A 24,958-nucleotide genomic window follows, 5' to 3' on the forward strand; every position below is an offset into this window, starting at 1 on the left:
TTTTTCACTGAAAACGAGGCAAATTCAAGCCTGAGAACACGCTTGACGAGCGTTATCAAAACCCCTGTGGGCCGCCTGATCTCTGCAAAATCAACATAAGTCGCCGTTCAGTCACATTTTCTGATTACGCGTGGGGTGTGTTCAGGCACAATCATTCACATTTCGCGCTTTAATGGCCTGGTCAGGCGTGCGGCCGATTCGCCGTCGTCGCTGTCAGGGAGACCGCCAGTGTTGGAAAGTTTGATCGGGTTCGGCCAGAGCGGCTCCCGCGGCAAAACCGGAATAGAGACCAGCGTCACGAAGAAGCCGGTGATCGGATTGGCTCTCGGCGGTGGTGCCGCGCGCGGCTTCGCCCACATCGGCATTTTGCGCACCCTGCTGGCGAACGGAATCGTTCCGGACATCGTGGTGGGCACCTCAATCGGTGCGGTGGTCGGCGCATCCTATGCCGCAGGCCATCTCGACACCCTTGAGCTCTGGGCGAAGAGCCTCCTGCCCCGCAACATCTTCAGCTATCTCGATATCCGGTTGAATGGTTCCGGCCTGATCGGCGGCAGTAAGCTTGCGTCGCAACTCGAAGCGTCGTTCGGCCGCATCCTGATCGATGAACTTCCGCTGAAGTTTGCTGCAGTCTCGACCGAGGTCAAAACCGGCCACGAGATCTGGCTCACCGACGGGCCGCTCGTCGATGCGGTGCGTGCGTCCTACGCCCTCCCGGGCATCTTCGAGCCAGTGTTGATCGAGGATCGCTGGCTGGTGGACGGCGCGCTCGTGAACCCGGTGCCGGTCTCGGCAGCGCGTGCGCTCGGTGCGGAGATCGTCATCGCCTGCAACGTCAGCACGGATGTTTTCGGACACGGCACCATCATTTCTGCCCACGGCAAGCGGCCAGCGGAGCCCGAAGCGCCCGCCGAACCGGTGGTGGAGAAACGAGGCTTCGGAAAATTCTTCTCGGCAGAGAAGACCGTGAAGCGGGAATTCTTCGGCAGCGCCAGCCGGCCGGGGATTTCCACCGTGATGGTCGAAGCATTCAATATCATGCAGGACCGCATCACGCGATCGCGCCTTGCTGGTGATCCACCGGATGTCCTGATTTCGCCGCGCGTCGGACGCATCGGATGGTTCGATTTCCATCGTGCGGAAGAAACCATCGGCCATGGCATTCGCGCCGCCGAACGCAACATCGAGTCGATTCAAGAGGCGATCAATCTGCTCACGTCGACCGCGAGCCAGCCGCCCGGCACCGCGCAGCCGACCTCGCCCTAAAGGCGTAGGCCGGCTATCGCGAAAATTCCTCGGCCGATCTTCTCAGGCGGTCTTGATGTAGTCGTGGAGCGCTTCCTGCTCGCGCTCGTATTCGGCAACGCGCCATTTCACGACGTCACCGATCGAAATCAAGCCGACAATCCGCTCGTTCTCGACAACGGGCAGATGTCTGAACTTGCCCGACGTCATGACCTCCATGATCGCACCGACCGTATCCGCCTCCCTGCAGGTGATGACTTTCTGCGTCATCACATTGCGGACAGGCTCATCGAGGACGCTTGCCCCGCGCTCACCAAGCACGCGCACAACGTCACGTTCCGAAAGAATGCCATCGATGCGCTGCCCGCTCATCACCAGCACCGCACCAATGCGGCGTTCGGACAAAATTTTCACCGCCGCCGAAACCTTGGCGTCCGGTGATACGCTGACAACCTGATGGCCTTTGGTGTCCAGAACAGCTCGAACCGTCATTGTCGTCTCCCCAGATAGCCGCCTGGGTTGTGCCAGCGGCCTTTTGCTCTTGAGTCAAACAACGCAGCATCAATTTGGTTGCGCTCGATCCGCGAAGAGAAACGGTTTCGGCGCAAATGAATGATGTCCCAAATGATATGAGGCTGCAAGCCAGTGGAGTGGATTTGACATTCGCAAGAGATACCTACCCAAACGGGACGCGAATGCTAGAATCGGACCGCTAGGTTGCTCAGCGCAGATCAGGGCCGCCGGCCGGAGGCAGCGCACCCGCACGGTTGTCCTGCACAATCGCCCGCGGCACGGGATCGAACAGCGAGAACAACAACAACCCTGCAAGAAATCCGCCGATATGCGCTTGCCATGCAATGCTTTGCGTGCCGGCGCCAATGGCAATCGCACCAAGGCCTGTCACGATGTTGAGGCCGAACCAGACCGCAAGGAAGCCCAGCACGCGGGAGCTTTGCAACGATTGCGCCAGCGAAAGCGCCGGCACATGTGCGGCGGTTGCGACATCTCGTCCGAACGAGAGGAAGCTGCCGCGCTGAAACGCAAAGCGGATAGCGGCTGCCATGGCTCCCGATACCGCTGCCGATGCCCCGATCATGGGTGCGACCTGATGCTGATGGGTCAGAAGGTGCGCAACGGCACCTGCGATGGCCGTAACAGCGAAAAACGCAAAGAACCTCACTGGCCCGAAGCGACGGGCGACCGCACTGCCGAACGGCAACATCCACAGCATATTAAACGCAATGTGAGTGATGTCGGCGTGCAGGAACGCATATGTCAGAAATGTCCAGATTTGCGCACCAAATCCACCCGGAAATTGCTCGGCCAGCACCGTCGTGTCGTAACGTGCGGGCACAAAGCCGAACATCCAGATCACTTCCTGGTCGACGTCCAGCGGCAACATGGCGCGTACGGCGTGAATGCCAACCATGATGACAAGCAACAACGTCATCGCACCAGGAATGGTCAGGATCGGCTCGCGAGGCGGTTCGGCCGGTTCAAGAGATGGGTCTGGAGAATCCAAGGGGCACACGGGTCCAAAGCGGCGGCTATCCCCCTGAGATAGGCGGCTTTGGCGGTGTGGCGCAAGCACTGGAACCAGGCATTGCAAAAGAAAAGGGAGGGCTGATGAGAGCCCTCCCTTCGGTTCTTTCGGTCTTTTGCGCGCCTTACGAGTAAGAGCGCTGACGCGCTCGGGCAATCCCCACCCCTCCCCGCGCAATGACCAAATTGTTTTCCGCCACCTGTAGTTCAACTCAAAAGTTCGACTTGCCACCGCCAGTCCCTGGAGAAGACCGGCGACATCGAGTGCGAGAACCTTACCCGCGCTCCCCCTATTCACAAAGCTCATGGTAAATTTAACGTTAACGAGACAAACCCCTGTCTATTGCCGCCTTCAGGCATGGACGCTGCACCTCTCCTCCCGCACAACAACCAAGGGGCCGCGTAGCGCCTGAAGCGGGACACCACTGTCCCATTTCGGGCCAGGCGCGGGGCAAGGGTTTGATCATGAAACATCCTGCAAGCCGTGAATTCTTCGGCTATTGGGACGAAAAGCGTGCCGGCGATGCTGCGCCGGAACGCGGCGATCTTGCGCCGGAGGACATCCGCCACCTGCTGGGCGACACTTTCGTGTTGTCTTACGACGTTGCGGCAGCCCATCCATTCCGCGTCGCAGGGACGCGGGTGTGCGCCCTGTTTGACCGTGACCTCAAGAACCAGAGCTTTACACGCCTGTTTAGTGACGAGAGCAGGCAAGACATCGAGGACATTGTCGGCATCGTCGCCGAGGAAACATTGGCGACGGTCGCAGGTGTCACTGCGCGCGCCTCCGATGGGTCACTTGCCCATCTCGAGCTGCTGCTGCTGCCGTTCAGCGCGCATTCGCACGCGCCAATCAGTATGAGTGGAATGCTGGTACCGTTCGGCCCACGCGAGTTGCAAGCCTACAGTGCCTTGAAGGACCTCAGCCTGACGTCGTGGAGACATATCGGCCAGGAACGACGCGGACCACGAACATTGCGCAAGTGGTCAGTGGCGCGCGGGCTGACCGTTTACGAAGGCTTTCGATAGCTAGGATCAGGACCTATAAACCGAGCGTCCCCCGCACGACGGCTTCAGGCTAGTGTTGTTGTTGGATTTCAGCGGTCTAAGCTTTTACTCAATTGCTCCCCTACTGATCGAACGAGACAGCGATGACCTGGAAGCCTGAAGACTATCCCTCGATGAGCCCGTATATCATCTGTTCGGATGGGGACGCGCTGATTGGTTTTGTTGAACAGGCATTCGGCGGGGTTCTGCAGCGCCGTTTTGATCGACCAGACGGCTCGCTGATGCATGCTGAAGTGAGGATCGACGACAGCGTCTTGATGATTGGTGGTGGCGCTACATCTGCGCGGTCAGCCGCGCCGCACATCCATCTTTACGTGCCGGATGCTTTGGCGGTGTTCGACCGCGCTGTTGCCGCCGGAGCGACTGTCGTGCAGGAGCCACAGAGAAAGCGGGACGACGACGATCTGCGCGGCGGGGTTCAAGACCCCTCAGGGACGACTTGGTGGATCGCCTCGCAATAGCCACGAGCGGTGAATCGTATCTCAGCTCGTTACGACCGCTGCGCGCATACCTTCTTCAGCGAGATCTGTATCGCCACAGCAATCATCTTCTGGATCAACGAATGAGTTCTGACCCTGGTGTTGTGATTCAGAAGTTCGCATCCGAGCAAGCCGCAAGCCTGTGCGAACTTCGGAATTGAGACACTCGCGGGCAAAACTGCCCCCGCTGCTTCGCTAACGCACCATTAACTCTGAGCATCCTAAGGTTAACCGAAACCGAACGATCGGTTGACCGGTGTGATGATGGCGTTGGTACAAAGACAAATAATTCGTCCGTCCGCTCAGGAACGGAGGCGCTTTCAACGTGTGAAGGTGCATTTGCTCGGCCGCTATATGCTGGCGGACCGGCGCGAATTTCCGTGCCAGGTCATCAATATGTCGCCGGGCGGGCTTGCCATGCTTGCCCCCGGCATCGGCAATGTGGGCGAACGCGTGGTCGCCTACCTGGACCACATCGGCCGCGTTGAGGGCAAGATCACCCGGCTGCTCGACAATGGTTTTGCCATGACGGTTGCCGCGACACCGCGCAAGCGCGACAAGCTCGCGGCCCAGCTCACGTGGCTTGCCAACCGCCAGATCCTCAATTTGCCGGAAGACCGCCGCCACGATCGCATCGTGCCGCGGAATCCGATGGCCTTGCTCAAATTCGACGATGGCCGCGCGATGCCATGCCGGATCATCGACCTCTCCCTATCCGGCGCAGCCCTTGCAGCGGAAATGCGGCCCCCGGTCGGCGAGCAGGTTGCGCTCGGCCGTGTGCGGTCTCGCGTTGTCCGGCACCTCGAAGAAGGCTTTGCGATCGAGTTCGTTCACGCGCAGCTTCCCGACACTGTCGAAGACAACGTAAGCGCCCGGTAAAGAGCCGCGGTTACCAACTTCTGATTTTGCAGTCCTCTCAAGGCGATATCCGCACCCGGATATCGCCTTGATGCATTTTGGGGCATGTAAAGACCGGCGACCGAGAAGCAGCCGTTCTTGAAAACCACCAGTAATATCAATGGCATAATTGATATTAGATAAAATTTGAATCAAATCCAAGTATTTCAAATTTTATGCTTGTTCTATTCAAATAAAGATCGATTTATGTCCGACTTTTACTTGTAATTGCTTCAATTCTACTTGGCGCACTTAGCCGGCCCGCAAAGCCTTTGTGGGAATGATGGCCCCAACAAAAACAAGGGGGCCACAATGTTCTCAATACGTGGACAGGGACTGGGCTTGGCAATTGTTGCCAGCCTCATCGGAATGACTGCAGCCGCACACGCGGCAGGCGAACGGGTCCTTTATGCAAGCCTAGGCGACACAGCACGTTCGCCGATCGGCTGGGTCGAATTCTGCGCCGATCATCCAGGCGATTGCCGGGGCGGCGCCACACAGGCCCGCGACATCGTGATGACGCAAGCCGCTTGGAAGGACCTGGTGCGCGTCAATCGCTGGGTCAATGACACCGTCAAGCCCATTACCGATCAGGATCATTGGGGTGTCATCGAGAAGTGGTCGTATCCGACGGACGGATATGGCGACTGCGAGGACTACGTCCTGCTCAAGCGCAAGATGCTGATCGATGCCGGATGGCCGCGCGAGGCTCTCCTGATCACTGTGGTGCGCGACAAGAAAGGCGAAGGCCACGCAGTTCTGACCGTGAAGTCTGACAAAGGTGAGTTCATCCTCGACAATCAGAACGAGGACATCGTGGCCTGGACCGACACCGGCTATCGCTTCGTGAAGCGGCAGTCGCAGACCGATCAGAATACCTGGGTCTCGCTTGGAGACAACCGTCCAGCTGTTGCGACTGCAAGCGCGCGCTGAACCTTAAAGAAGACCAACGGAGATACACGGCCGGTCATATCCCCACCCCTCCCCGTCCCAGACCGGTTCGTGCGCGGCCAGCTCTCCCCCAGGGCTGGCCGCACCATTTTGGAGGGATACTTGCGCTGATGAACAAAGGCGGCTCCGGACGTGTCAGCCGATCTTCTTCAGCCCCGCCTTGAAGCGCTTGCTGTTGGAAACATAGTGCGGCGCGCCTTGCGTCAACGCAGTCACCTGCTCCGGCGTCAAAGCGCGGATCACCTTTGCGGGAGCGCCGACGACAAGTGAGCGCTCCGGAAACTCTTTGCCCTCGGTAATGATCGCGCCTGCGCCGACGATGCAGCCTTTGCCGATACGCGCACCGTTCATGATAATCGAGCCCATGCCGATCAAGGCGCCATCCTCGATCGTGCAACCGTGCAGGATCACATTGTGCCCGATGGTACAGTTCTTCCCGATGGTCAGCGGAAAGCCGGGGTCCGTGTGAAATGTGCAGTTGTCCTGCACGTTGGATCCCTCGCCGATCTCGATCAGCTCATTGTCGCCGCGCAGCACCGAACCGAACCAGACGCTCGCTTTGCTTTTCAAGCGTACGTTGCCGATGACGGTTGCGGTTTCGGCGATGAAATATTGTCCGTCGGCGGGAAGCTCGGGGGCTTTTCCGTCAAGTTCGTAGAGCGACATTCACTGTCTCCGGTCAGCACGTTTCAGGCGAATTGGGATTGGGTTCGCGTGAGAGACGCGGGACACCAAATCGACAATGCCATGAATGGACCGGCTCTGGCGAGAGCTAGGCAATGAGGCCGGAGGCTTCCAGCAGCATGATCAGGAACGTGCCCGACATCATGCTCCAGAATCCGGCGATAATTGTCGCCATCATCACAAATTCGAAGCGCCGGCTTTCAAGCTGACGGCCGCGAACAGTGTTGCGCATGATGATGAAAGGCGCCGCGAACACCAGGAAAGGTACCGCTGCAACCGCCTTGGCGGTCGCCTCATGGGACAGCAGGCCAAATCCGGCAGGCCGCTGTACGAAGGCCTGATAGCCGCTCGTCAAAGCCCCTGCGAGCGCGAAGCCAACGAGAACTGCGAAAAACGAATTGAACGCTTCGGGCGACATCGGAGACTTCCAACACACGAGATGACTGGGACCGACCTGGTTCCGGCGCACCGTCAGGCCTCGGTTTCGCGCACTACGCTCGCAAAATGCCGCAGCGGCCGCCACCTTATCCTTAAAGAAAGGTTAACGGACGCGGGGCGCCCCCGCGCAATGACTTCCACGGACCTCATGGAAAACACGATCTCCGTGGCATACTCGGCGCCGATTCGCGGCCTCTGGTCCCAGCCGCCTGTACGGAAAGTTCTTGTTGTTTCATGGCCCTGTATTCCCCGACCTCAAACCCGAGGCCCGCCCCGCGCCGCGTCAAGCGCAGTCTTCTCGCACCGTTCTTCGTCATGGGGGGAATTGGGGCCGCAGCCGTCAGCGTCGTGACCTATTTGCTGTGGCCAACCTGGAACCTGGAAAAAGCGGGCGATCCGTCGCGCTTGCCGATCAGCATCGGCAATACTTTGTTCAACGTTCCGACCAAAGCCATTCGCGTGAAAATCCAGAAGCGCACAGGTCCACAAGAACGCGTCGATCTCGCGTTTGTCTATCCGTCGTTGAATCCGCCGGACGCGCCGCGCCATGTCAGTGCGGAGACTGTGGAGCAGAATCTCCCGGCAATCGACCGCATTTTTCTATCGATTGCCGCTCATCACGATACGATGTCACCTGACGAACGCCTGAAAACCATCTATCCGCGTTATCTCGATCCGAATGCCCAACGCGTCGAGGATGGTCTCGACATGCGGGCATTCCGCGACCACACCCCCTACGCCAGCGAGGATCTCGTTTACAGTGAAACGCCTCAGCTCATCGCGCGATGTACACGTGACGCTGCGACGCCTGGCATCTGCCTAAGCGAGAAGCGCATTGAGGGCGCGGATCTCACCTTCCGCTTTCCGCGTGACTGGCTCTCGCAGTGGCGCAACGTCTCCAGCGCCATGGACCAGATTATCAATACAATGCGGACGCCGCGGAGCTAGGGGCGATCTCATCACGACATAACTATCGCGAGATGCCTGGTAGGCTGGCACGCTCGAGCGTACCAGCCAGACGCTCTCAGACTTCTTCTTCGATGTCGGTCTCGAGGATCGCCATCTGGAACTGATAGGACCGATCATCGTCCTCGTCGTCGACGAACAACACGCCGACGAACTCTTCGCCGATGTAGACCTCGGCCGAGTCATCTTTCTTGGGGCGTGGCACAACGCGGATTTTTGGATTCCCGAACAGGCGCTTGAGATAAGCGTCGAGCTTCCTGACTTCTTGAACGTCCACGTGCATCTCCTGGTTATCGGTATTTGCGATAGCTTTAATGCGGGACAGCGCGACACGCCAGAGCCCGTGAACTGCCGTTCAAAAGAAAATCGAGAACCCTGTGATATCAGGTGCCGAGCGCGTTGAGCATCTGGTTCATCGTACGTGACGGCTCGGCGCAACCTGCCTCACCGACGATCTTCGCTGGCACGCCCGCAACTGTCACGTTGTTCGGGACCGGCTTAACAACCACTGAGCCGGCGGCAATTCGCGCGCAATGTCCGATCTCGATATTGCCGAGAATCTTCGCACCTGCGCCGATCATGACGCCATGACGGATTTTCGGATGGCGGTCCTCGTTTTCCTTGCCCGTACCACCAAGCGTCACATCGTGAAGAATGGACACATCGTCCTCGATGATTGCAGTTTCACCAACGACAAAACCGGTGGCATGATCGAGGAAGATACCGCGACCGATCTTGGCCGCAGGATTGATGTCGGTCTGGAATTCAGCAGACGCGCGGCTCTGGATATAGAACGCGAAATCTTTGCGGCCCTGATTATAAAGCCAATGCGCCAGACGATGCGCCTGGATCGCGTGGAAGCCTTTGAAGTAAAGCAGCGGGTCGATGAAACGCGACGTCGCCGGATCACGATCGAACACCGCCACCAGATCAGCACGGAAGGCGTTGCCGAGATCGGGCTCCTCGCGGATTGCTTCGTTGTAGGCTTGACGGATCAGGTCGCCGGACAAAGCGGAATGATCAAGCCTCTCGGCGATACGATGAACGACCGCTGCTTCGAGCCGGTCATGATGCAACACCGTCGAATAGATAAACGTCGCCAACTCCGGTTCGCGCCGAACGATTTCTTCGGCTTCGTCGCGAATGCGTGTCCAGACTGGGTCGACAGTCTGGAGCGTGGACTTCGTATCGAGTTGATGCTTGACCATGGTGATATCCGGCTGATCTCTTTGGGAAGATATTACCACATAATCGGCCGAAGAAAGGCCGCAATGCCCGCAAGGTTGACGGGCGAATAATATTCTACCCTGTTGTTCTAGTGTCCCGTCTCCGAATAACCGACCGGTTTGCGGCGCATTCGCACGGTTATTCGGAGACGAAAGGACACTAGCAAAATCAAAATGCTAGTGTGGCTTCTGTCTCGCAATTGCCGATAAGAGACCAGCCGCAAGACAGGTCGGCAATGGCGAGACGCCACACTAGGGTCGATTTGCCAAAAACTCCATCACGCCATCCTTATAAACGCGGTCGCCCACCGCACGCATGTGGTCGCGGTTTGGAATATCAAGCACTTGCGAGCCTGGTATCACCTCCGCCAAGCGATGTGACGATCCGGCGACATCGTCGGTCGTACCGACCGCAATCAATGTTGGAACGCTGATTGCTGCAGTTTCTTCACGCGTCATCAGGCGGCGCGAACCTCGCAAGCATGCCGCCAGCGCCCTGCGATCCGAGCGGGTCTGATCTGCAAATGCGCGGAAAGTCCTTCCCATCGGATCGGTGACATCGTCGAGCGAGTCCGCTTCCAGTGCCGTCGCAACGTTTTCGCCGGGGCCGCCGCCCTCGATCAGGCCCATCCCGATGCCGCCGAGAATGGCTGATCGTAAACGTTCCGGATTGCGCTGACCCAGATAAGCGGTGATCCGCCCTCCCATTGAATAGCCCATCATATCCGCGCGTGCGATGTCGAGGTGATCCATCAATGCGCGCACATCGCCCGCCATTGTGCCGATGTGATATTCCTCGGAATCGTAGAGCTTGCTCGACTCTCCATGCCCGCGATTGTCGAGCGCAATGACGCGCCGTCCCGCTTTTGCGAGCGTCGACACCCAAGTCGGATACACCCAGTTGACGTTCTTGGTGGAAGCGAAGCCGTGCACGAGCACGATCGGATCACCCTCGCCTTCATCAAGATACGAAATTTCCACGGAGCCGTTGTGAAAGCTCGGCATCACTTATTCCATTTTTTGTTGGGGGATCGTCTTAAAGCGGGACAATTGGGAAAGAAGATGGAGTTTAGCCCAGCGTGACCGGGACCGCCAGCACCCTAAATGGCCTGTATCGGACCTGGTGTTTGCGCCACCACCACATCTCGCAGCACGCGCTTGCGTCTTGACCGCTGCAGCCACGAGAGCGTGATCCGCTCTGTTGCCGATTTGATCGACGACAGAAAACCGAACACAGCCAAGCACGCTGCAAACATCCACCATGCGAGATTGAAAGCTCCCATGGCGAGCAGGAGCGCACCACGGCCAAGTATTTTCAAAATGGCGCGCGTCTGGCTTCCTTTCTTTTCAGCGAGGCGCGCTGCGCGCGCGACATCCTTTGGACCGTCGGCAATCCGCAGCACATCAAGCGCACCGCGTGTGCCTGCTTTTTCACTCACACGACCAACATCCTTGGCAAGGCGAACGAGAGCACCTGCCTTTTCTGCCTTGAAAGCAGCCTTCATGGCAGCGATGGCCTGACCAGGATGCGCGATCGACGCCGTTGCCACGGCCTGCTGTAGTGCCGGAGCATCCACCACGCCGCGCGCGGAACGGCCTGCCCATTCAGTAAGGCCCGTTCCCAAACGCCCCAACTTACGGGCGTCCTTCACCATCGAGAGGCCCGCGCGAACAGGTGCAACACCACCGGCCGAAACGTAGGTTGCGGCGGTCACCGCAAGCCCCGCACCGGCAAGCCCAAGCACCAAACGATCAGCGTCCTCGCCCATGGCAAGCCGCTTGCCCTCGCGGACCACGTCACGAATGTCGCCGAACACAAACAGGTCACCCGTGACCGTTCCCGAAAGGCTGGCAGCGTCATTGGCCTCGCCTGTCACCAGACCGGTGGCAAACCGCCGCGCCACACCGGCGGTTGAATTTTCCGCTGCAAGGGCAGCGTCGACGCGCTCCGACATCCCGGCGGGAAGCGGAATATCCCTGTCCTTTGCCAAATCCGTGAAACTTTTTGCAAGGTCCACGTCGCCCGCGTCCAACGCTGCCGTCACGTTCTCCACGATGGAGTTCTGGCGGTCTCGCAAGACGGCACCAAGCTGGAGATCCGACAATTCCGCTGGGTCATCCTGCGCCAGGAGCAATGCTGCAGCGTCATGCGCGCGTGGCCACACGACGGCAAACACGGCAACCGCAGCTGCCGCCCCCGCCAGTGCCACTCCGATGCGCCAGGACGTTCTCATTGCGAACTGCAACTCCAATCGCTTTCGCCGACCCAAACCGCCGATTGCATTCAGATGGGATGCCGCTTTTCGGACACAACCTCCCCAACGAAAGAAGGGCTTTCCCAAAGCGGCGGGATTGTGTCGAATCCACATAACGACTTTATCGCGGATTGGACGAATCCAGAGCCGCGACCTATGAATTCGTTGCATCGCTCAGTATGGTGCGGGCCGGTGACACAGGGTGAGCTGTGCCACTCCTGCATATGAGCATTTGGATTTGATTTTTGGATCTCAAGGTGACTTAAAATGGCGGATCACGTCGTTCCCCACTTTCAAAACGATGCAGGCGTGGCCATCATCGAAATCGGCTCGCGTGAATTCATGTGCATCGGCGCCAATCCGCCCTTCGACCACCCGCATGTGTTCCTCGACCTCGGCGACGACAATGAGATCATCTGCCCGTATTGCTCGACCCTCTACCGCTACGCGGCCGATATCGCCCCGGGCTCGGCACGTCCTCCGGAATGCGTCGTGAAGGACAAGGTGACCTGAGGCCCTTGTGGCCACCTCGCGCACCGTCGTCATTGCTGGTGCCGGCATTGGAGGCCTGACTGCCTCCCTGGCGCTTGCCAGACAAGGGTTCCGCGTCGTCATCATGGAGCGCACTGAGCGGCTGGAGGAAGCCGGTGCGGGGTTGCAGCTCTCCCCCAATGCCAGCCGTCTGGCCATCGAACTCGGCCTGGAATCCCTTCTTGCGCCCCATGTGATTGCCCCCGATGCGATCAGCATCACCACGGCCCGGACCGGCCGGGAGATTGGCCGCATCCCCCTGGGTGCGGCGGCGATCCTCCGCTACGGCGGCCCCTATTGGATTGTCCGCAGAGCGGACCTGCAATCCGCCCTGCTGACCCGCGTGGCGGATCACCCGGACATCGACCTCCGGCTCGGCGCACAGTTTGAGGATGTCGCCACCTATCCGAAGGGCGTGACGGTCGTCCAGCGCAAAGGAGCCGCTCGCTACCAGGAGCCGGCGCTCGCGCTGATCGGTGCTGACGGCGTGTGGTCGACCGTCCGTCACCAGATATTTCCGGAGGTCCGGCCGCAATTCACCGGCCGCATCGCATGGCGCGGCACCATCGAGGCGAAACAACTCCCGCGGGAATTCACCATGGGGCGCGTCCAGCTCTGGATGGGGACCAATGCCCACATCGTCGCTTACCCGATGGCCGGCGGACAGCGCATCAATGTCGTTGCCATTACGTCCGGCCAATGGAGCCGTCCGGGCTGGAGCGAACCCGGTGACGTCGTCGAGATCACCAATCATTTCTCCGCCCCCCGATGGCCGATCTCCGCGCGCATGATGATCGGCGCCGTGGACAGCTGGCGGAAATGGGCGCTGTTCGCGATGCCGGATGGCGGCGCATGGAGCAAGGGCAACATCGCATTGCTGGGCGACGCCTCGCACGCCATGCTGCCGTTCGTCGCTCAAGGCGCCGGGATGGCGATGGAGGACGCCATGGTCATCGCGAAGTGTCTGGCGGACGCGCAAGGCAACGTGGGCAGCGCGTTCACCCAATATGCCAAACTCCGGGCGCCACGGGTGACGCGCGCGCAACGCACCGCGCGCCAGACCGGGCAAATTTATCACCTGGGCGGCCCGATGGGCTTTGCCCGCGATCAGGTGATCAAAGCTCTGGGTGGATCGCGCCTGCTCTCACGGCAGGACTGGATCTATAACTGGCGAACGCCTTGATCCGTTCTCAGCGCCTTCGCTTTGCCGGCGGTTCAGCCGGCGCTGCAGGCGTCGTTGTCACTGCGGGCGCACTGGTGGCACTGCAATTGTCGTGGGCCATTTTTTCATCGATCTGATCACGCTGCGCGCGTGCCGTTACGTAGTCGGACTGATAAGCAAGACCCGATACGAGGCCACCGGCGGCCCCCGTTTCCGCCTTCGCCATCAATCTCTCCAGTTCGACGACACGCGTATTTGCGCTGGCGCGGGCCGTCGCAAGCTGCTGGCAATTGTAGAGCGAGTACTTCGCTGGATCGACGAACATGCTCGACCCGGCGGACGCACAGCCGCCGAGCGTCATTGCGACGACGCCCATAGCAGCCAGCGTAAGACCAGCACTCAACGAAGATGATGGTCCGCGGCGCAGCGTTCGACCGGGACTATTTGGACATTCAACCATTCACCGGCATTCCATGATCTTCGTGTTGATTGTGTGGTGCGGACGACGCGAATCGAAATCGCATGACATTGCCACCGCGAGATTTCAAGTCCCATCGGCACAGCCTTACCGGCTCGATTCTCTGAGGATATCGCCCTGGCGTGGGCGAGTCCTGAATCAAAGGTAAACGGCCCTCACGCATGGCGGAAATAAAGGCCGAGACTCCCGCAATGGAATCGCGGCATGCCTTCGTCGAGAACAATTATCGGTCGAAAGGAAAGCAAATGCTCCTGCCCGTGACGCTCGTCCTGACCGCGGCGCTATCGGTCAACACCGTGATCCTTTGGGGATTGCTTTAAGATTTTGCTGCCGTGACGCGATGCCTCGCCGACAGGCTAGGTGCACAGCACGACCTTTAGGTCGCTTGCCTGAGACAAAACCTCGCACGGGTCTGGGTCTAAATAAGATGGACGGCCCATCGAAAGACTGGTGCGGACGGCGGGAATCGAACCCGCACGACGTTGCCATCGAGGGATTTTAAGTCCCTTGCGTCTACCAATTCCGCCACGTCCGCGTGCGGGCCTTGTAGCACCGCCCGGGGCGCGACTGAAAGCCGGTTTGTACCCATCATTGCGAATATCGTGACGTTATCCGCCTTCAAATCCGCTAGGGATGGATTTACGCCGCCCCGGATGACAGGCTGCAGCTCTCCGCGAGCTGTCGTTCCGCTCGCGTGGACGGGCGCAAGATCAAGACGGAGGATTCGCGATGGCACAGGCAACGACCGGTTTCACAACGATCAAATACGAGATCCAGGACAACATCCTGACCATCACGCTGAACCGCCCGGACAAGATGAATGCGTTTACCCCGGTCATGCGGGATGAATTGATCGCAGCATTCGACGCGGCGGATGCCGACGACAGTGTCCGCGCCATCATCGTCACCGGCGCAGGCCGCGCTTTCTGTGCCGGCGCCGATCTTTCCGAAGGCGGCAAGACATTCGACCGCGCGGCACGGGCCGATCATAAAACCGCGCCCCTCCGCCCCAACGGTGAAGTCGAATGGAGCGACGACGCGGTGCGCGATGGCGGCGGCCGCGTGACGTTGCGCATCTTCAAGAGCCTCAAGCCGGTGATCGGCGCGATCAACGGTGCGGCCGTCGGCATCGGCGTCACCATGCAACTGCCGATGGATATCCGCATCGCATCTGAGGATGCGCGTTTCGGCTTCGTGTTTGCCCGGCGCGGCATCGTCCCGGAAGCTGCATCGAGCTGGTTTCTGCCGCGGATCGTCGGCATCTCGCAGGCGCTGGCGTGGTGCTATTCCGGCAAGGTGTTTCCCGCGCAGGAGGCTCTGGAAGGCCGTCTCGTCAGCAAGGTCGTGCCGGCAGATGAATTGCTGCCGACAGCGCGTGCGATCGCGCGCGAGATCGCCGACAATGCGGCGCCGGTCTCCATTGCGCTGATCCGGCAGATGATGTGGCGCATGCTCGGCGCTGACGATCCCATGGAAGCGCACAAGATCGACAGTCGCGGCATCTATTCGCGCGGCGCATCCGCCGACGTGCGCGAGGGCGTGATGTCATTTCTCGAGAAACGTCCTGCCGACTTCAAGCAAACCGTCTCGCAGGACATGCCATCCTATTTCCCGTGGTGGACGGAACGGGACTACAAATAGCGCTATCATCATGGTTGCTGCGCGGACGAATCAGCCCAAAGACGGCGTTGTCCTCCTGCATGGCATCAGCCGGACGTTTCGTTCCATGAACAAAATGCAACACGCGCTCGAGGCCGCCGGTTTCAGCACGCTGAATGTCGACTATGCGAGCCGCCGCAAGCGGCTCGAAGAGCTTGCTGAGGATATTCATTCGGCGATCACCGACTTTTCCGGGACAGTTGACGGAGCAACGCATTTCGTTTGCCACTCCATGGGTGGCCTGCTGGCACGGGCCTATCTCACCACCCACCCGCCCAAGCGTCTTGGCCGCGTCGTGATGCTCGGCACTCCCAATGGCGGAAGCGAGATTGCCGATCACCTCAAGAATTTCGTCGGCTATCGCATGTTTTTTGGACCGGCCGGACAACAGCTCGTCACGATACGGGACGAAGCGACAGAAGCGCTCCTTCGGCCGACCGCCTATCCTGTCGGCATTATCGCAGGCAATCGATCGATTGATCCCATCTCATCGTCATTTTTTCTCGCGGGACCGAACGACGGACGCGTGACCATCGCAGGCACAAAAATCGAAGGAATGTCCGACCATATCGTCGTCAATGCCTCCCATCCGTGGTTGATCAGGCATCTACCAGCGATCGAGCAAACGATCGCATTTCTTCGGCAAGGCCATTTTAATAACAACGACCGCAACGCCTAGATATCACGTCATCAGCACCACGCGCCCAATGGCACGGCGGTCCATCAACAGGCGCATCGCCGCAGCGTAACCTTCCAGTGGCAAGCGATGCGAGATATTGGGACTGATGCGGCCTTCGTTTGCAAGACGGAAAAGCGCTTCCTGACGCGCTGTGCCGAGTGACGGATTTTGCCGCACAGCCTCGCCCGCCCGCACGCCGAGCACGCTCGCGCCCTTGATCAAGACGAGATTGGTGCGCGCGTTGCCGGTGCCGCCGGTGAACCCGACCACGAGAAGACGAGCTCCCCAGGCGATGCAGCGCAGGCTCTGCTCGAAGATCTCGCCACCCACCGGATCGAACACGACGTCGGCGCCGCGCCCCTCGGTGATGCGCTTGACCGCGTCGCGGAAAGGTTCGCGGCAGTAGAGCACCGTATGATCCGCGCCTCGCTGCTTCGCGACGGCCAGCTTCTCTTCGCTCGAAGCCGCTGCAATTACCGTTGCGCCCAGCACCTTACCGAGTTCAACGGCGGCAAGCCCGACCCCGCCGCCCGCGCCGTGCACCAGGAGGACTTCGCCTGGCTTGATCTGCGCGCGATCCACCAGCGCATGGTACGCGGTGCCGTGTGCGGCCAAAAAGGTGGCGCCTTGCGCGTAGTCGAACGTTGCAGGCAACGGGACGAGCTGATCCGGAGAGACCAATATCTCGTCCGCAAAACACCCGAAGCGCGCCTTCACGATGACCTTGTCGCCGATGCCAACTCCGGGCGCGTCCGCGATCTCGATCACCTCGCCTGCCGCCTCCATGCCCGGGATGAACGGCAGCGGCGGCTTGAGCTGATATTGCCCGGCCACCATGAGGATGTCCGGAAAATTGATTCCGGCCGCATGGATGGCCACACGGACCTGTCCAGACGCGAGCGCAGCGGGGGCAACAGTCTCGAGGCGCAAAACTTCGGGCGCGCCAAGCTCGCAACAGACGACAGCTCTGACCATCAGGCGGCTGACTTCTTCCGCATCAAGGCTTCGCGGATCAGCGGCAGGCGATCGTTGCCGAAATACATGTCGGTTTTGTCGACATAGATGGTCGGCGATCCGAACGCACCGCGCTGGATCGCCTCGTCCGTATTGGCCTTGAGCTGATCCTTGATGGACTGCTCGCCGATGCCGGCAAGGAATTGCTGCGGATCGATCCCGACCCGCTCGCAGATCTTCGTCAGCACAGCATCCTGCGAGATGTCCTGATCATCGCTCCAATAGGCTTCAAAAACCGCGGTTGCAAACGGAATAAGTTTACCCTGCGGCTGCACCCAGAGGCAGCCGCGCATCGCCTTGACGCTGTTCACTGGAAACAGCGTTGGCGGCATCTTGATCTTGATCCCGGCAAGGCGCGACCAATCCGCGAGGTCCTTATACATATAGGTCTGCTTGGCCGGGACCGGGCGCTCACGCGCCTCATACTGGCTGCGATTCACGGTGTTGAAAACGCCGCCGACCAGAAACGGCTTCCAGGTGATCTCAGCGCCAAGCTCCCTCGCCAGAGGCTGGATGTTGTGGAACGCGAGATAAGTCCACGGGCTGGAGCAGTCGAAGAAGAATTCGATCATGATGGCGTTTCCTGCTGCATTTGTTTTGCGGCCTGGCGGCTTTCCGAAGTTCGCTACAAGTGCGCTGCAGTATGAGGAGAACTCCGGATTTAGGACACTAGTCCCGGCCACGGTGACATTCCATCCCGCAAGCACGAACATCTTGTATGAAACACGCCGGACATGGCAGATAGTCGCGCCAATCAATGAGAGGATACGCCATGCTGTTTCCAACGACGATCGCCGGCTCCCTGCCAAAGCCCGAGTGGCTGGCCGAGCCCAACACGCTCTGGGCGCCATGGAAGCTTCAGGGCGCTGAACTCACCAACGCCAAGCGCGATGCGACGCTGCTGGCCGTAAAGATCCAGGAAGACGCGGGCATTGACATCGTCACCGAAGGCGAACAGGCCCGGCAGCACTTCGTGCACGGCTTCCTCGAACGGGTCGAAGGCATCGACTTCGCGCACAAGGTCGAAATGGGAATCCGCAACGACCGCTATAAGGCGATGGTGCCCCAGGTCGTCGCGCCGCTCAAACTGAAAAGCCGCGTCCACGCGGACGAAGCCCGCGCCGCCCGCGGACACACGACGCGCAAACTGAAATTCACAATGCCCGGCCCGATGACTATCATCGACACCATCGCCGACAATTTCTACGGCGACCGGGTCAAGATGGCGTTCGCGTTCGCCGATCTGCTCAATGAGGAAGCGAAGGCACTTCAGGCCGACGGCGTCGATATGATCCAGTTCGACGAACCCGCCTTCAACGTCTACATGAGCGAAGTGAACGAATGGGGCATCGAAGCCCTGACCCGCGCCGCCAAGGGTCTCACCTGCCAGACCGCCGTTCACATCTGCTACGGTTACGGCATCAAGGCCAACACCGACTGGAAGGAAACCCTCGGCACCGAATGGCGGCAATACGAGCAGATTTTCCCGGCCATCGACGCGAGCCCTATTCAGCAGGTCGCCATCGAGTGCCGCAATTCGCACGTCCCGCTGGAGCTTCTCGGCTTGCTCAAGAACAAGGTCGTGCAGGCCGGGGTGATCGATGTCGCCAGCGACACGGTCGAGACACCGGAGGATGTGGTGAAGGTGATCGAGGCCGTGATGAAGTTCGTGCCGAAGGAGCGGATCACCGCCACCACGAATTGCGGCATGGCCCCGATGCGCCGCGACATCGCCGAGGCCAAGCTTCGTGCGCTGGGTGCGGGTGCAAAGCTGGCGCGTGAAAAACTGGCGTAACAATCCTCAGTCAGATTGAACCCTGTTGCATGGGGCTGCGACGAAAGGCCGATGCGGCCGCGTTCGCGGCCCCATCGCATTTTGGATGGGGATTCATCGTGATCAGGGCTCGGACTATCAAGATTCGGATTTTCGCCGCCGCGGTGGCGCTCGGCCTGCAGAGCGCCGGCGCGCTGGCTCATCAACCTGCGCCGGCTCCAACTCTGGGGTTGACCAGTATCTCCGATGCCGAACGATGTCGAATGCGTTCCGATGCGACATCACCCTCGCCTCGTGCTTACGGGGCGAGGTGCAACGCTCAAGCCGCTCCGTCGCGGATCGGCGGCTGGAACGACAACCCCGTATCCCAGGGAAAGAAGATCCAGGTGTCCTGCGACACTTCCGTGATGAAGGTGTCAACCAGCGGCTTGCCCAGCGGCTTGGCGTAGATCGCGGCGATGTGCGCGTCCGGCAGTAGGTTGCGCACAACGCGCGCGGTCTTGCCGGTGTCGACGAGATCGTCGACGACCAACACGCCCTTCCCCGTGCCCCCTCCGAGCTTCATCACGGTGTCGGAGACGTTCTTCAGAACCTGCAGCTCGCCCTGTGCCGTGTGGTTATAGCTCGCCACGCACACCGTATCGATCATCCGCATGCCGATCTCGCGCGCGATGATCGCGGCCGGCACCAGCCCGCCACGGGTGACCGCCACAAGGGCATGGAACGGCCCCACACCGTTGAGCCGCCACGCCAGAGCGCGGGCATCGCGATGAAACTGATCCCATGACACGGGAAATGGCTTGCGCGGGGTCTCATCCTTCATCGAGATCGTATCCTATCGTTCACGGGGTCTTACCGCGCGACCTTGAGCCCCGCCAGCATCGCCTCGACGTCAGTCATCGCCGCGCGCAGCTTCCCGGCGTCGCGTGACCGCACCACGATATTGGTGTTCGGCTTGCTGTTTTCGTCAAGAAACGGATAGCTGCCGATGCTGGTGTCGGGATGGTTTGCGGCGATGTCGCGCAGCGGCCCGCCGATGTCCCCCTCGCGCGCATTGGCGCGCACCGACTCCGACAGCATCCGCACGCCCGATTTCAGTTTCGGCGAAATGATGTCCATCATCGCCTGCATGATCGAAGGCACACCGGCCATCACGATGACATTTCCGAGCTTGAACCCCGGCGCCAAAATGGTCGCGCTCGAGATCAACTCCGCCCCATCAGGAATGCGCGCCATGCGCAGCCGGGCCTCGTTCAGGTCGGCTCCAAAACGCTCCTTGAACCGCGCCACCACATCGGGATGATGGTCGATCTTGACCCCGAAGGCCTTTGCCACGCTGTCGGCGGTAATGTCATCGTGGGTTGGGCCGATCCCCCCGGTCGTGAACACGTAAGTGTAGCGCTCGCGCAGCGCGTCCAGTGCTTCGATGATGGCGGTCTCATCGTCGGCGACGACACGCACTTCCTTCAGGTCGATGCCGATATTGGTCAGGTACTCGGCAATGAACCCGATGTTCTTGTCCTTGGTGCGTCCGGACAGGATTTCGTCGCCGATCACCAGAATGCCGGCTGTGACGATTTCAGTCATCTCAAGTCTCCCTGACCTCTCTCGGAACCTTTGCTCAGCCAAGGCACCTGTGTCCACGGCCAATGCCGCACCAATAAGCACTTCTCCGCCTGTTTTTCCGGGCAGAAGCAACGGATATCTTCACCAGTTGCCTTTCGGCAATGCATATCCCGTTGGCCCGAGCCTTGCTACCATCACTTTTGGGCACGGCGTCATGCGCGCGTCGTCTCAAAACCGGCCTGGGGGGTTGTGACACGCGCGTTCGATAATGGGTCTGGTGCACCCCGATCGCGGCATCCGTTACGGCGGAAGGCCTGAAACGCTCTCGGTGCGTGACCATCGACCGGGCTAGGCACCAAAGCCAATGCCGAACAGCCTGAACAGCCGCTGTTGCCCCGACAATCTCCGCCGCGTAGAAATGGCACGTGGAGAGTCTGGAATGACCTATTGCTGCGGAATCCTGGTGCGCGACGGCCTCGTCATGATGGCCGATACCCGCACCAATGCGGGTCTCGACAATATTTCGACATTTCGCAAACTCCATGTCTTCAGCAAGCCCGGCGAACGCATTATGGCAATCGCGAGCGCCGGCAATCTCGCGATCAGTCAATCCGTCATTTCCACGTTGTCTGAAGGGTTCGAGAGCGCGGACACCGGCGAATCCGAGACGCTGATGAACGCGCCCACCATGTTCAAGGCGGCGCAGCGCATCGGCCGTGCCATCCGGTCCGTCCACGCGCTCGAGGGCAGCGCGCTACGCGCCGAAGATATCAACTTTGACGTCTCGTTTCTGTTCGGCGGTCAGATCAAGGGCGACCGTATGCGCCTGTTCATGGTCTACCCTGCTGGCAATTTCATCGAATGCACCACCGACACGCCGTACCTCCAGATCGGCGAGCATAAATATGGCAAGCCGGTGCTCGATCGGGCGATCTCCTACGATGTCGACCTCTATGATGCCCTCAAGGTCGGCCTCGTTTCCATGGATTCGACGATGCGCTCCAACCTCGGCGTTGGCATGCCGATCGATATTCTGCTGGTGCGCCCCGACGTCTGTGATGCCGATTTGAACTACCGCATCGAAGCGGGCGAACCGTACTTCCATGACCTGCGCTCGCGTTGGTCAACAGCCCTACGCGCCGCACACCAGAACATTCCGCGCCCTCCTTACGGCAATAAAACCTGATGCGTGCATTGCTTATCGCAACGATGACAATTGCACTCGGCGCCATCACGGCGGCGGCGCAATCCGTTCCGTCCGACGATGTTTCGATCAACAAGAACGACATTCCAAAAGCTGTCGCAGCACAAGTTAGCTGCGGCACAACGCCGGACTCGATTTTGCGGAAGCCGTTCGCAGACGGCTTTATCTTCCGCTGGCCGTGTGCCGGCAATCACCCCAACCAGGTCGAAGCCCTGGTCTACGCAACCAGTATCGACGGTACCGACGCGCGGCTGCTGCGGTTTCCAATGCCCGGCCAACCGAGCAAGGTCAAACCCGCTTCCGAAATCGCCAATGTGACCTGGTTTGCGCCACGCGAACTGACATCGATCTTCGTCGATCCGAAAACGCGCGTCTGCCGCCGCGAAGGACGCTGGCGGCTCGATGGAAAAAAACTCACGCCGCGCTTGATTTTCTGGCGTGAAACACGCGATTGCGATGGCATGCGTGGTTGGCGTACGGTGCTTGATCAAACCCGCAGCTTCAAATCCAAATAACCAAGACTCGAAAGGGAGATACGAATGTCCGGCCAAAAGATTGCAATCGTCACGGGTGCAGGTTCGGGAATTGGGCGTGCCTGCTCGCTGGGACTGATGAAGGCCGGCTTCACAGTCGTGCTGACGGGACGCCGCAAGGAAAATCTCGAGGAGACCGCCAAGGCCGGCAAGGAGTTCGGCCAGAGCCTTGTGGTGCCATCCGACATGACCGATCCCTCGTCAATTGCCGCGCTGTTCGCCAAGACAGCGGAGGCGTTTGGCCGCCTCGATGTTCTGTTCAACAATGCCGGCATCGGCGCACCGGCTATTCCGCTGGAAGACCTGACCCTCGCGCAGTGGCAGGCCGTGGTGGACACCAACCTCACCGCCCCCTTCCTGTGCACTCAGCACGCCTTCCGTATCATGAAGGATCAGAAGCCCCAGGGCGGCCGCATCATCAACAACGGCTCGATCTCGGCTTATGCGCCGCGCCCGCTGTCGTCGCCCTACACCGCAACGAAGCACGGCATCTCCGGCCTGACGCGTGCAACATCGCTCGATGGACGGGCCTATAACATCGCCTGCGGCCAGATCGACGTCGGCAACGCTGCGACAGAGATGACCGAACGTATGACTGCCGGTGTCAAGCAGCCGCGTGGCGACACCATGGTCGAACCGCGCATGGACGTGCAGAACGTTGCCGATGCGCTGGTATTCATGGCCACGCGTCCACTCGACGCCAACGCACTGTTCCTGAACATCATGGCGACCCAGATGCCGTTCGTCGGGCGCGGATAATCCCGCGGCACTAACCTTCCGGTATTTAAAGCAATCCCGGTGATGCCCACGGCGCCGCCGGGATTGCGTTTTTCTGCCATCGCTAAACTGCCAGCTTGTTTGGAAGCCATTTCTTAACCGCGATCGGTAGCACTCTGTAGGGAGTTCCCGGTTAACCTTTCGCATGCAACCGTCGCGCCGTGCCCTTGTCAGCCGGCGGTTGCGGACGGAAACCGCGGGAGCGACCGGTGCATCGAAGGCGTGTGATCGTTATGGCGATCCTGTTCGCAATTCTCGGCGGTGTGCTGCCGATGGCTGCGATGTACTACGTGTCGTGGACACGCGCGATTAACAAAGAGCAGAAGCAACTCAAGATTGTTGCTGACCGCGTCATCCTCCGTGCTCGGACGTCGTTTAAGCAAGCGACCGAAGTGCTGAAGACCCTGGATCAGCTAAACGTCCAGCCGTGCTCGCCTGTCCATATCGCGCAAATGCGGACGTTGACCATCAATACGCGGGCGGTGGATGAGGTCGGATACTTTGAAGATGGCTTTCTGAAATGCACGTCATGGGGACTGACCGAGCAAACAATCAAGCAGCAGCCCGGAGACTTCGCGACCAAGGACGGCATCCACGTCAAGCTGCGTATGTCGCCACTGGTTACGGGCGGCAAGCCAATGATGGCGCTTCAGTACAACAAGTACAACGTCCTGATGGACCCTGCCCGCCTCGTTGACGTCATTGCAGATGAAAACGTTCAATTCGGTGTGGGCACTAACGACGGAGAATTGATCGCTGCATCAAGCGAGACGAACGCAACAGAGTTAGCCTGGTTTCTGGCGAAATCCGAAATATCCGTCAGTGACAATTATATCGTCGGCCAGGCCGGAGACGCCGCATGGACGGCAGCCGCTTTGATGCCTCGCGCCGATATGTTTGCGAGCCTGCGCCGCGAGCAAATGATGCTGCTTCCGGTCGGCGCCCTTATAGCGGCTGCTCTGATCGCCGTTGTGGTCTGGCTGTCCCGTCGCCGATTGTCTCCGCTCGGAGAGTTGGAAATCGCCATCCAGAAGCGCGAGTTCGTGGTCCACTATCAGCCGATCATCGAGCTCGGCACTGGCGCATGCATCGGCGCCGAGGCGTTGGTCCGCTGGAGGCGTCCGGATGGATCGATGGTACGACCGGACCTGTTCATCCCCCTTGCGGAAGACAGCGGTTTGATTGCGGCCATTACAGATCAGGTGATCGAAAACGTCGTGAAAGATCTTAAAGGCGTGCTGGTCGCAGATCGCACACTGCATGTTGCAATCAACATCTGCGCAAAGGATATCGAAACAGGCCGTATTCTTCCTGTGGTGCATGAGGCGATCAAAGGCACCGGCATCAATGCGGGTCAAATCTGGTTGGAAGCGACTGAGCGCGGCCTTATCAATCAGGACTCTTCCCGCACAACGCTTGTGCGCGCACGTGACCTAGGCTTCACCATTGCCATCGATGATTTCGGCACGGGCTATTCAAGCCTGTCTTATCTTCAGAGCATGCCGGTCGATATCCTCAAGATCGACAAATCGTTCATCGATACCATCGGTACCGATTCAGCAAAGAGCTCGGTGACGCCCTACATCATCGACATGGCTAAGGCACTCGACCTTAAAATCGTCGCCGAGGGCATCGAGACCAAAGAGCAGCAGGATTATCTGTGCGAGCACGGCGTGCAGTACGGTCAAGGGTGGCTGTTCGCAAAAGCTCTTCCAGCGCTCGAGTTCGTCGCGTTCTGCCAGCGTCACCGCAGGCCCGAGCGCGATCGAAGCCATATTCAGCTCGTCGCCTGACACGCAGATTGCGGCGAAACCTGCCGACGGCGACGTC

General features: G+C 59.7%; 29 protein-coding genes and 1 tRNA gene. 16 read left to right on the forward strand and 14 right to left on the reverse strand.

The annotated features are described in order from the left end of the window. Positions 1-228: 228 nt before the first annotated feature. Positions 229-1,266 (forward strand): patatin-like phospholipase family protein, encoded by a 1,038-nt coding sequence (locus tag ACP0KA_RS02235; RefSeq protein ID WP_424627211.1) that lies wholly within the window; start codon positions 229-231, stop codon positions 1,264-1,266. A 42-nt stretch (positions 1,267-1,308) separates the two neighbouring features. Here ACP0KA_RS02235 and ACP0KA_RS02240 read toward each other — a convergent pair whose 3' ends face one another. Further along, on the reverse strand, positions 1,309-1,737 hold the full coding sequence (locus ACP0KA_RS02240) for a CBS domain-containing protein (RefSeq protein WP_424627212.1): 429 nt from the start codon (positions 1,735-1,737) through the stop codon (positions 1,309-1,311). A gap of 229 nt (positions 1,738-1,966) precedes the next feature. Beyond that, positions 1,967-2,695, reverse strand: coding sequence for a rhomboid family intramembrane serine protease (locus ACP0KA_RS02245; protein ID WP_424631468.1), 729 nt, complete (start codon positions 2,693-2,695; stop codon positions 1,967-1,969). 557 nt (positions 2,696-3,252) lie between these two features. Between ACP0KA_RS02245 and ACP0KA_RS02250 the strand changes: the two genes are divergently transcribed. The 4 genes from ACP0KA_RS02250 (at position 3,253) to ACP0KA_RS02265 (ending at position 6,164) form a co-directional block, all read left to right on the forward strand. After that, a complete protein-coding gene (locus ACP0KA_RS02250; protein WP_424627213.1) occupies positions 3,253-3,816 on the forward strand; it encodes a PAS domain-containing protein in 564 nt (187 codons plus the stop codon). Positions 3,817-3,938: 122 nt separating this feature from the next. After that, positions 3,939-4,316: a VOC family protein gene (locus tag ACP0KA_RS02255; protein ID WP_424627214.1), complete on the forward strand. Its 378-nt coding sequence runs from the start codon at positions 3,939-3,941 to the stop codon at positions 4,314-4,316. A 279-nt stretch (positions 4,317-4,595) separates the two neighbouring features. After that, complete coding sequence (locus tag ACP0KA_RS02260; protein ID WP_424627215.1) at positions 4,596-5,213, forward strand: PilZ domain-containing protein; 618 nt, start codon at positions 4,596-4,598, stop codon at positions 5,211-5,213. A gap of 330 nt (positions 5,214-5,543) precedes the next feature. Then, a complete protein-coding gene (locus ACP0KA_RS02265) occupies positions 5,544-6,164 on the forward strand; it encodes a transglutaminase-like cysteine peptidase (protein WP_424627216.1) in 621 nt (206 codons plus the stop codon). A 153-nt stretch (positions 6,165-6,317) separates the two neighbouring features. On the opposite strand, the gene ACP0KA_RS02270 is transcribed toward ACP0KA_RS02265, so the two are convergent. Continuing rightward, on the reverse strand, positions 6,318-6,848 hold the full coding sequence (locus ACP0KA_RS02270) for a gamma carbonic anhydrase family protein (RefSeq protein ID WP_424627217.1): 531 nt from the start codon (positions 6,846-6,848) through the stop codon (positions 6,318-6,320). Between the two features lie 106 nt (positions 6,849-6,954). Then, on the reverse strand, positions 6,955-7,284 hold the full coding sequence (locus tag ACP0KA_RS02275; RefSeq protein WP_424627218.1) for a DUF6949 family protein: 330 nt from the start codon (positions 7,282-7,284) through the stop codon (positions 6,955-6,957). Between the two features lie 254 nt (positions 7,285-7,538). Between ACP0KA_RS02275 and ACP0KA_RS02280 the strand changes: the two genes are divergently transcribed. Further along, positions 7,539-8,252 carry a hypothetical protein gene (locus ACP0KA_RS02280; RefSeq protein WP_424627219.1) on the forward strand — a complete coding sequence of 238 codons (714 nt, stop codon included), beginning with the start codon at positions 7,539-7,541 and terminating at the stop codon, positions 8,250-8,252. A gap of 76 nt (positions 8,253-8,328) precedes the next feature. On the opposite strand, the gene ACP0KA_RS02285 is transcribed toward ACP0KA_RS02280, so the two are convergent. The 4 genes from ACP0KA_RS02285 to ACP0KA_RS02300 form a co-directional block, all read right to left on the reverse strand. Then, positions 8,329-8,547: a DUF3126 family protein gene (locus ACP0KA_RS02285; RefSeq protein ID WP_424627220.1), complete on the reverse strand. Its 219-nt coding sequence runs from the start codon at positions 8,545-8,547 to the stop codon at positions 8,329-8,331. Between the two features lie 106 nt (positions 8,548-8,653). Next, positions 8,654-9,478 carry a serine O-acetyltransferase gene (gene cysE / locus ACP0KA_RS02290; RefSeq protein WP_424627221.1) on the reverse strand — a complete coding sequence of 275 codons (825 nt, stop codon included), beginning with the start codon at positions 9,476-9,478 and terminating at the stop codon, positions 8,654-8,656. 270 nt (positions 9,479-9,748) lie between these two features. Next, a complete protein-coding gene (locus ACP0KA_RS02295) occupies positions 9,749-10,501 on the reverse strand; it encodes an alpha/beta fold hydrolase (protein ID WP_424627222.1) in 753 nt (250 codons plus the stop codon). A gap of 95 nt (positions 10,502-10,596) precedes the next feature. Continuing rightward, entirely contained in the window at positions 10,597-11,730 is a 1,134-nt protein-coding gene (locus tag ACP0KA_RS02300; RefSeq protein WP_424627223.1) for a hypothetical protein, read from the reverse strand. A gap of 288 nt (positions 11,731-12,018) precedes the next feature. On the opposite strand from ACP0KA_RS02300, the gene ACP0KA_RS02305 reads away from it, so the two are divergent. Both ACP0KA_RS02305 and ACP0KA_RS02310 read left to right on the forward strand, forming a co-directional pair. After that, positions 12,019-12,264, forward strand: a complete 246-nt coding sequence (locus ACP0KA_RS02305; protein ID WP_424627224.1) for a zinc-finger domain-containing protein — start codon at positions 12,019-12,021, stop codon at positions 12,262-12,264. Between the two features lie 7 nt (positions 12,265-12,271). Continuing rightward, positions 12,272-13,465, forward strand: coding sequence for an FAD-dependent monooxygenase (locus tag ACP0KA_RS02310; RefSeq protein ID WP_424627225.1), 1,194 nt, complete (start codon positions 12,272-12,274; stop codon positions 13,463-13,465). Between the two features lie 7 nt (positions 13,466-13,472). On the opposite strand, the gene ACP0KA_RS02315 is transcribed toward ACP0KA_RS02310, so the two are convergent. After that, complete coding sequence (locus ACP0KA_RS02315; RefSeq protein ID WP_424627226.1) at positions 13,473-13,847, reverse strand: hypothetical protein; 375 nt, start codon at positions 13,845-13,847, stop codon at positions 13,473-13,475. A 266-nt stretch (positions 13,848-14,113) separates the two neighbouring features. Between ACP0KA_RS02315 and ACP0KA_RS02320 the strand changes: the two genes are divergently transcribed. Beyond that, the gene (locus tag ACP0KA_RS02320; RefSeq protein ID WP_424627227.1) at positions 14,114-14,242 is read left to right on the forward strand and encodes a hypothetical protein; all 129 of its coding nucleotides are present in this window, start codon (positions 14,114-14,116) and stop codon (positions 14,240-14,242) included. Positions 14,243-14,370: 128 nt separating this feature from the next. On the opposite strand, the gene ACP0KA_RS02325 is transcribed toward ACP0KA_RS02320, so the two are convergent. Continuing rightward, a tRNA-Leu gene (locus ACP0KA_RS02325) sits at positions 14,371-14,457 on the reverse strand. 194 nt (positions 14,458-14,651) lie between these two features. On the opposite strand from ACP0KA_RS02325, the gene ACP0KA_RS02330 reads away from it, so the two are divergent. Then, entirely contained in the window at positions 14,652-15,563 is a 912-nt protein-coding gene (locus ACP0KA_RS02330) for a crotonase/enoyl-CoA hydratase family protein (RefSeq protein WP_424627228.1), read from the forward strand. A 10-nt stretch (positions 15,564-15,573) separates the two neighbouring features. After that, positions 15,574-16,260: a lipase family alpha/beta hydrolase gene (locus ACP0KA_RS02335; protein WP_424627229.1), complete on the forward strand. Its 687-nt coding sequence runs from the start codon at positions 15,574-15,576 to the stop codon at positions 16,258-16,260. Between the two features lie 3 nt (positions 16,261-16,263). Here the strand turns inward: ACP0KA_RS02335 and ACP0KA_RS02340 are convergent, their stop codons facing one another. Together ACP0KA_RS02340 and ACP0KA_RS02345 are read right to left on the reverse strand one after the other, a co-directional pair. Continuing rightward, positions 16,264-17,235: an NADPH:quinone oxidoreductase family protein gene (locus ACP0KA_RS02340; protein WP_424627230.1), complete on the reverse strand. Its 972-nt coding sequence runs from the start codon at positions 17,233-17,235 to the stop codon at positions 16,264-16,266. Further along, positions 17,235-17,846, reverse strand: coding sequence for a 2-hydroxychromene-2-carboxylate isomerase (locus ACP0KA_RS02345; RefSeq protein WP_424627231.1), 612 nt, complete (start codon positions 17,844-17,846; stop codon positions 17,235-17,237). The genes ACP0KA_RS02340 and ACP0KA_RS02345 overlap by 1 nt, the downstream gene beginning before the upstream one ends. A gap of 200 nt (positions 17,847-18,046) precedes the next feature. Between ACP0KA_RS02345 and ACP0KA_RS02350 the strand changes: the two genes are divergently transcribed. After that, positions 18,047-19,069 (forward strand): methionine synthase, encoded by a 1,023-nt coding sequence (locus tag ACP0KA_RS02350; RefSeq protein ID WP_424627232.1) that lies wholly within the window; start codon positions 18,047-18,049, stop codon positions 19,067-19,069. 298 nt (positions 19,070-19,367) lie between these two features. Here ACP0KA_RS02350 and gpt read toward each other — a convergent pair whose 3' ends face one another. Then, complete coding sequence (gene gpt / locus ACP0KA_RS02355; protein WP_424627233.1) at positions 19,368-19,871, reverse strand: xanthine phosphoribosyltransferase; 504 nt, start codon at positions 19,869-19,871, stop codon at positions 19,368-19,370. 29 nt (positions 19,872-19,900) lie between these two features. Then, positions 19,901-20,635 (reverse strand): competence/damage-inducible protein A, encoded by a 735-nt coding sequence (locus ACP0KA_RS02360; RefSeq protein ID WP_424627234.1) that lies wholly within the window; start codon positions 20,633-20,635, stop codon positions 19,901-19,903. Positions 20,636-21,053: 418 nt separating this feature from the next. Here ACP0KA_RS02360 and ACP0KA_RS02365 point away from each other — a divergent pair, with 418 nt between their 5' ends. The 4 genes from ACP0KA_RS02365 (at position 21,054) to ACP0KA_RS02380 (ending at position 24,921) form a co-directional block, all read left to right on the forward strand. After that, positions 21,054-21,800: a peptidase gene (locus tag ACP0KA_RS02365; protein ID WP_424627235.1), complete on the forward strand. Its 747-nt coding sequence runs from the start codon at positions 21,054-21,056 to the stop codon at positions 21,798-21,800. After that, a complete protein-coding gene (locus tag ACP0KA_RS02370; protein ID WP_424627236.1) occupies positions 21,800-22,333 on the forward strand; it encodes a hypothetical protein in 534 nt (177 codons plus the stop codon). The genes ACP0KA_RS02365 and ACP0KA_RS02370 overlap by 1 nt, the downstream gene beginning before the upstream one ends. A gap of 24 nt (positions 22,334-22,357) precedes the next feature. After that, complete coding sequence (locus ACP0KA_RS02375) at positions 22,358-23,110, forward strand: SDR family oxidoreductase (RefSeq protein ID WP_424627237.1); 753 nt, start codon at positions 22,358-22,360, stop codon at positions 23,108-23,110. Between the two features lie 227 nt (positions 23,111-23,337). Beyond that, positions 23,338-24,921, forward strand: coding sequence for an EAL domain-containing protein (locus ACP0KA_RS02380; RefSeq protein ID WP_424627238.1), 1,584 nt, complete (start codon positions 23,338-23,340; stop codon positions 24,919-24,921). Positions 24,922-24,958: the final 37 nt, after the last annotated feature.

It is taken from the genome of Bradyrhizobium sp. SYSU BS000235 (genome assembly GCF_049747295.1).
In the GTDB taxonomy this organism is placed as follows: domain Bacteria; phylum Pseudomonadota; class Alphaproteobacteria; order Rhizobiales; family Xanthobacteraceae; genus Afipia.

Excerpts from the sequence above, each read along its gene's own strand:
- ACP0KA_RS02240 (WP_424627212.1), bottom strand. The coding sequence starts at position 1,737 with ATGACGGTTCGAGCTGTTCTGGACACCAAAGGCCATCAGGTTGTCAGC.
- ACP0KA_RS02245 (WP_424631468.1), bottom strand. The coding sequence starts at position 2,695 with ATGACGTTGTTGCTTGTCATCATGGTTGGCATTCACGCCGTACGCGCC.
- ACP0KA_RS02250 (WP_424627213.1), top strand. The coding sequence starts at position 3,253 with ATGAAACATCCTGCAAGCCGTGAATTCTTCGGCTATTGGGACGAAAAG.
- ACP0KA_RS02255 (WP_424627214.1), top strand. The coding sequence starts at position 3,939 with ATGACCTGGAAGCCTGAAGACTATCCCTCGATGAGCCCGTATATCATC.
- ACP0KA_RS02260 (WP_424627215.1), top strand. The coding sequence starts at position 4,596 with ATGATGGCGTTGGTACAAAGACAAATAATTCGTCCGTCCGCTCAGGAA.
- ACP0KA_RS02265 (WP_424627216.1), top strand. The coding sequence starts at position 5,544 with ATGTTCTCAATACGTGGACAGGGACTGGGCTTGGCAATTGTTGCCAGC.
- ACP0KA_RS02270 (WP_424627217.1), bottom strand. The coding sequence starts at position 6,848 with ATGTCGCTCTACGAACTTGACGGAAAAGCCCCCGAGCTTCCCGCCGAC.
- ACP0KA_RS02275 (WP_424627218.1), bottom strand. The coding sequence starts at position 7,284 with ATGTCGCCCGAAGCGTTCAATTCGTTTTTCGCAGTTCTCGTTGGCTTC.
- ACP0KA_RS02280 (WP_424627219.1), top strand. The coding sequence starts at position 7,539 with ATGGCCCTGTATTCCCCGACCTCAAACCCGAGGCCCGCCCCGCGCCGC.
- cysE (WP_424627221.1), bottom strand. The coding sequence starts at position 9,478 with ATGGTCAAGCATCAACTCGATACGAAGTCCACGCTCCAGACTGTCGAC.
- ACP0KA_RS02295 (WP_424627222.1), bottom strand. The coding sequence starts at position 10,501 with ATGCCGAGCTTTCACAACGGCTCCGTGGAAATTTCGTATCTTGATGAA.
- ACP0KA_RS02300 (WP_424627223.1), bottom strand. The coding sequence starts at position 11,730 with ATGAGAACGTCCTGGCGCATCGGAGTGGCACTGGCGGGGGCGGCAGCT.
- ACP0KA_RS02305 (WP_424627224.1), top strand. The coding sequence starts at position 12,019 with ATGGCGGATCACGTCGTTCCCCACTTTCAAAACGATGCAGGCGTGGCC.
- ACP0KA_RS02320 (WP_424627227.1), top strand. The coding sequence starts at position 14,114 with ATGGAATCGCGGCATGCCTTCGTCGAGAACAATTATCGGTCGAAAGGA.
- ACP0KA_RS02330 (WP_424627228.1), top strand. The coding sequence starts at position 14,652 with ATGGCACAGGCAACGACCGGTTTCACAACGATCAAATACGAGATCCAG.
- ACP0KA_RS02335 (WP_424627229.1), top strand. The coding sequence starts at position 15,574 with ATGGTTGCTGCGCGGACGAATCAGCCCAAAGACGGCGTTGTCCTCCTG.
- ACP0KA_RS02340 (WP_424627230.1), bottom strand. The coding sequence starts at position 17,235 with ATGGTCAGAGCTGTCGTCTGTTGCGAGCTTGGCGCGCCCGAAGTTTTG.
- ACP0KA_RS02345 (WP_424627231.1), bottom strand. The coding sequence starts at position 17,846 with ATGATCGAATTCTTCTTCGACTGCTCCAGCCCGTGGACTTATCTCGCG.
- ACP0KA_RS02350 (WP_424627232.1), top strand. The coding sequence starts at position 18,047 with ATGCTGTTTCCAACGACGATCGCCGGCTCCCTGCCAAAGCCCGAGTGG.
- gpt (WP_424627233.1), bottom strand. The coding sequence starts at position 19,871 with ATGAAGGATGAGACCCCGCGCAAGCCATTTCCCGTGTCATGGGATCAG.
- ACP0KA_RS02360 (WP_424627234.1), bottom strand. The coding sequence starts at position 20,635 with ATGACTGAAATCGTCACAGCCGGCATTCTGGTGATCGGCGACGAAATC.
- ACP0KA_RS02365 (WP_424627235.1), top strand. The coding sequence starts at position 21,054 with ATGACCTATTGCTGCGGAATCCTGGTGCGCGACGGCCTCGTCATGATG.
- ACP0KA_RS02370 (WP_424627236.1), top strand. The coding sequence starts at position 21,800 with ATGCGTGCATTGCTTATCGCAACGATGACAATTGCACTCGGCGCCATC.
- ACP0KA_RS02375 (WP_424627237.1), top strand. The coding sequence starts at position 22,358 with ATGTCCGGCCAAAAGATTGCAATCGTCACGGGTGCAGGTTCGGGAATT.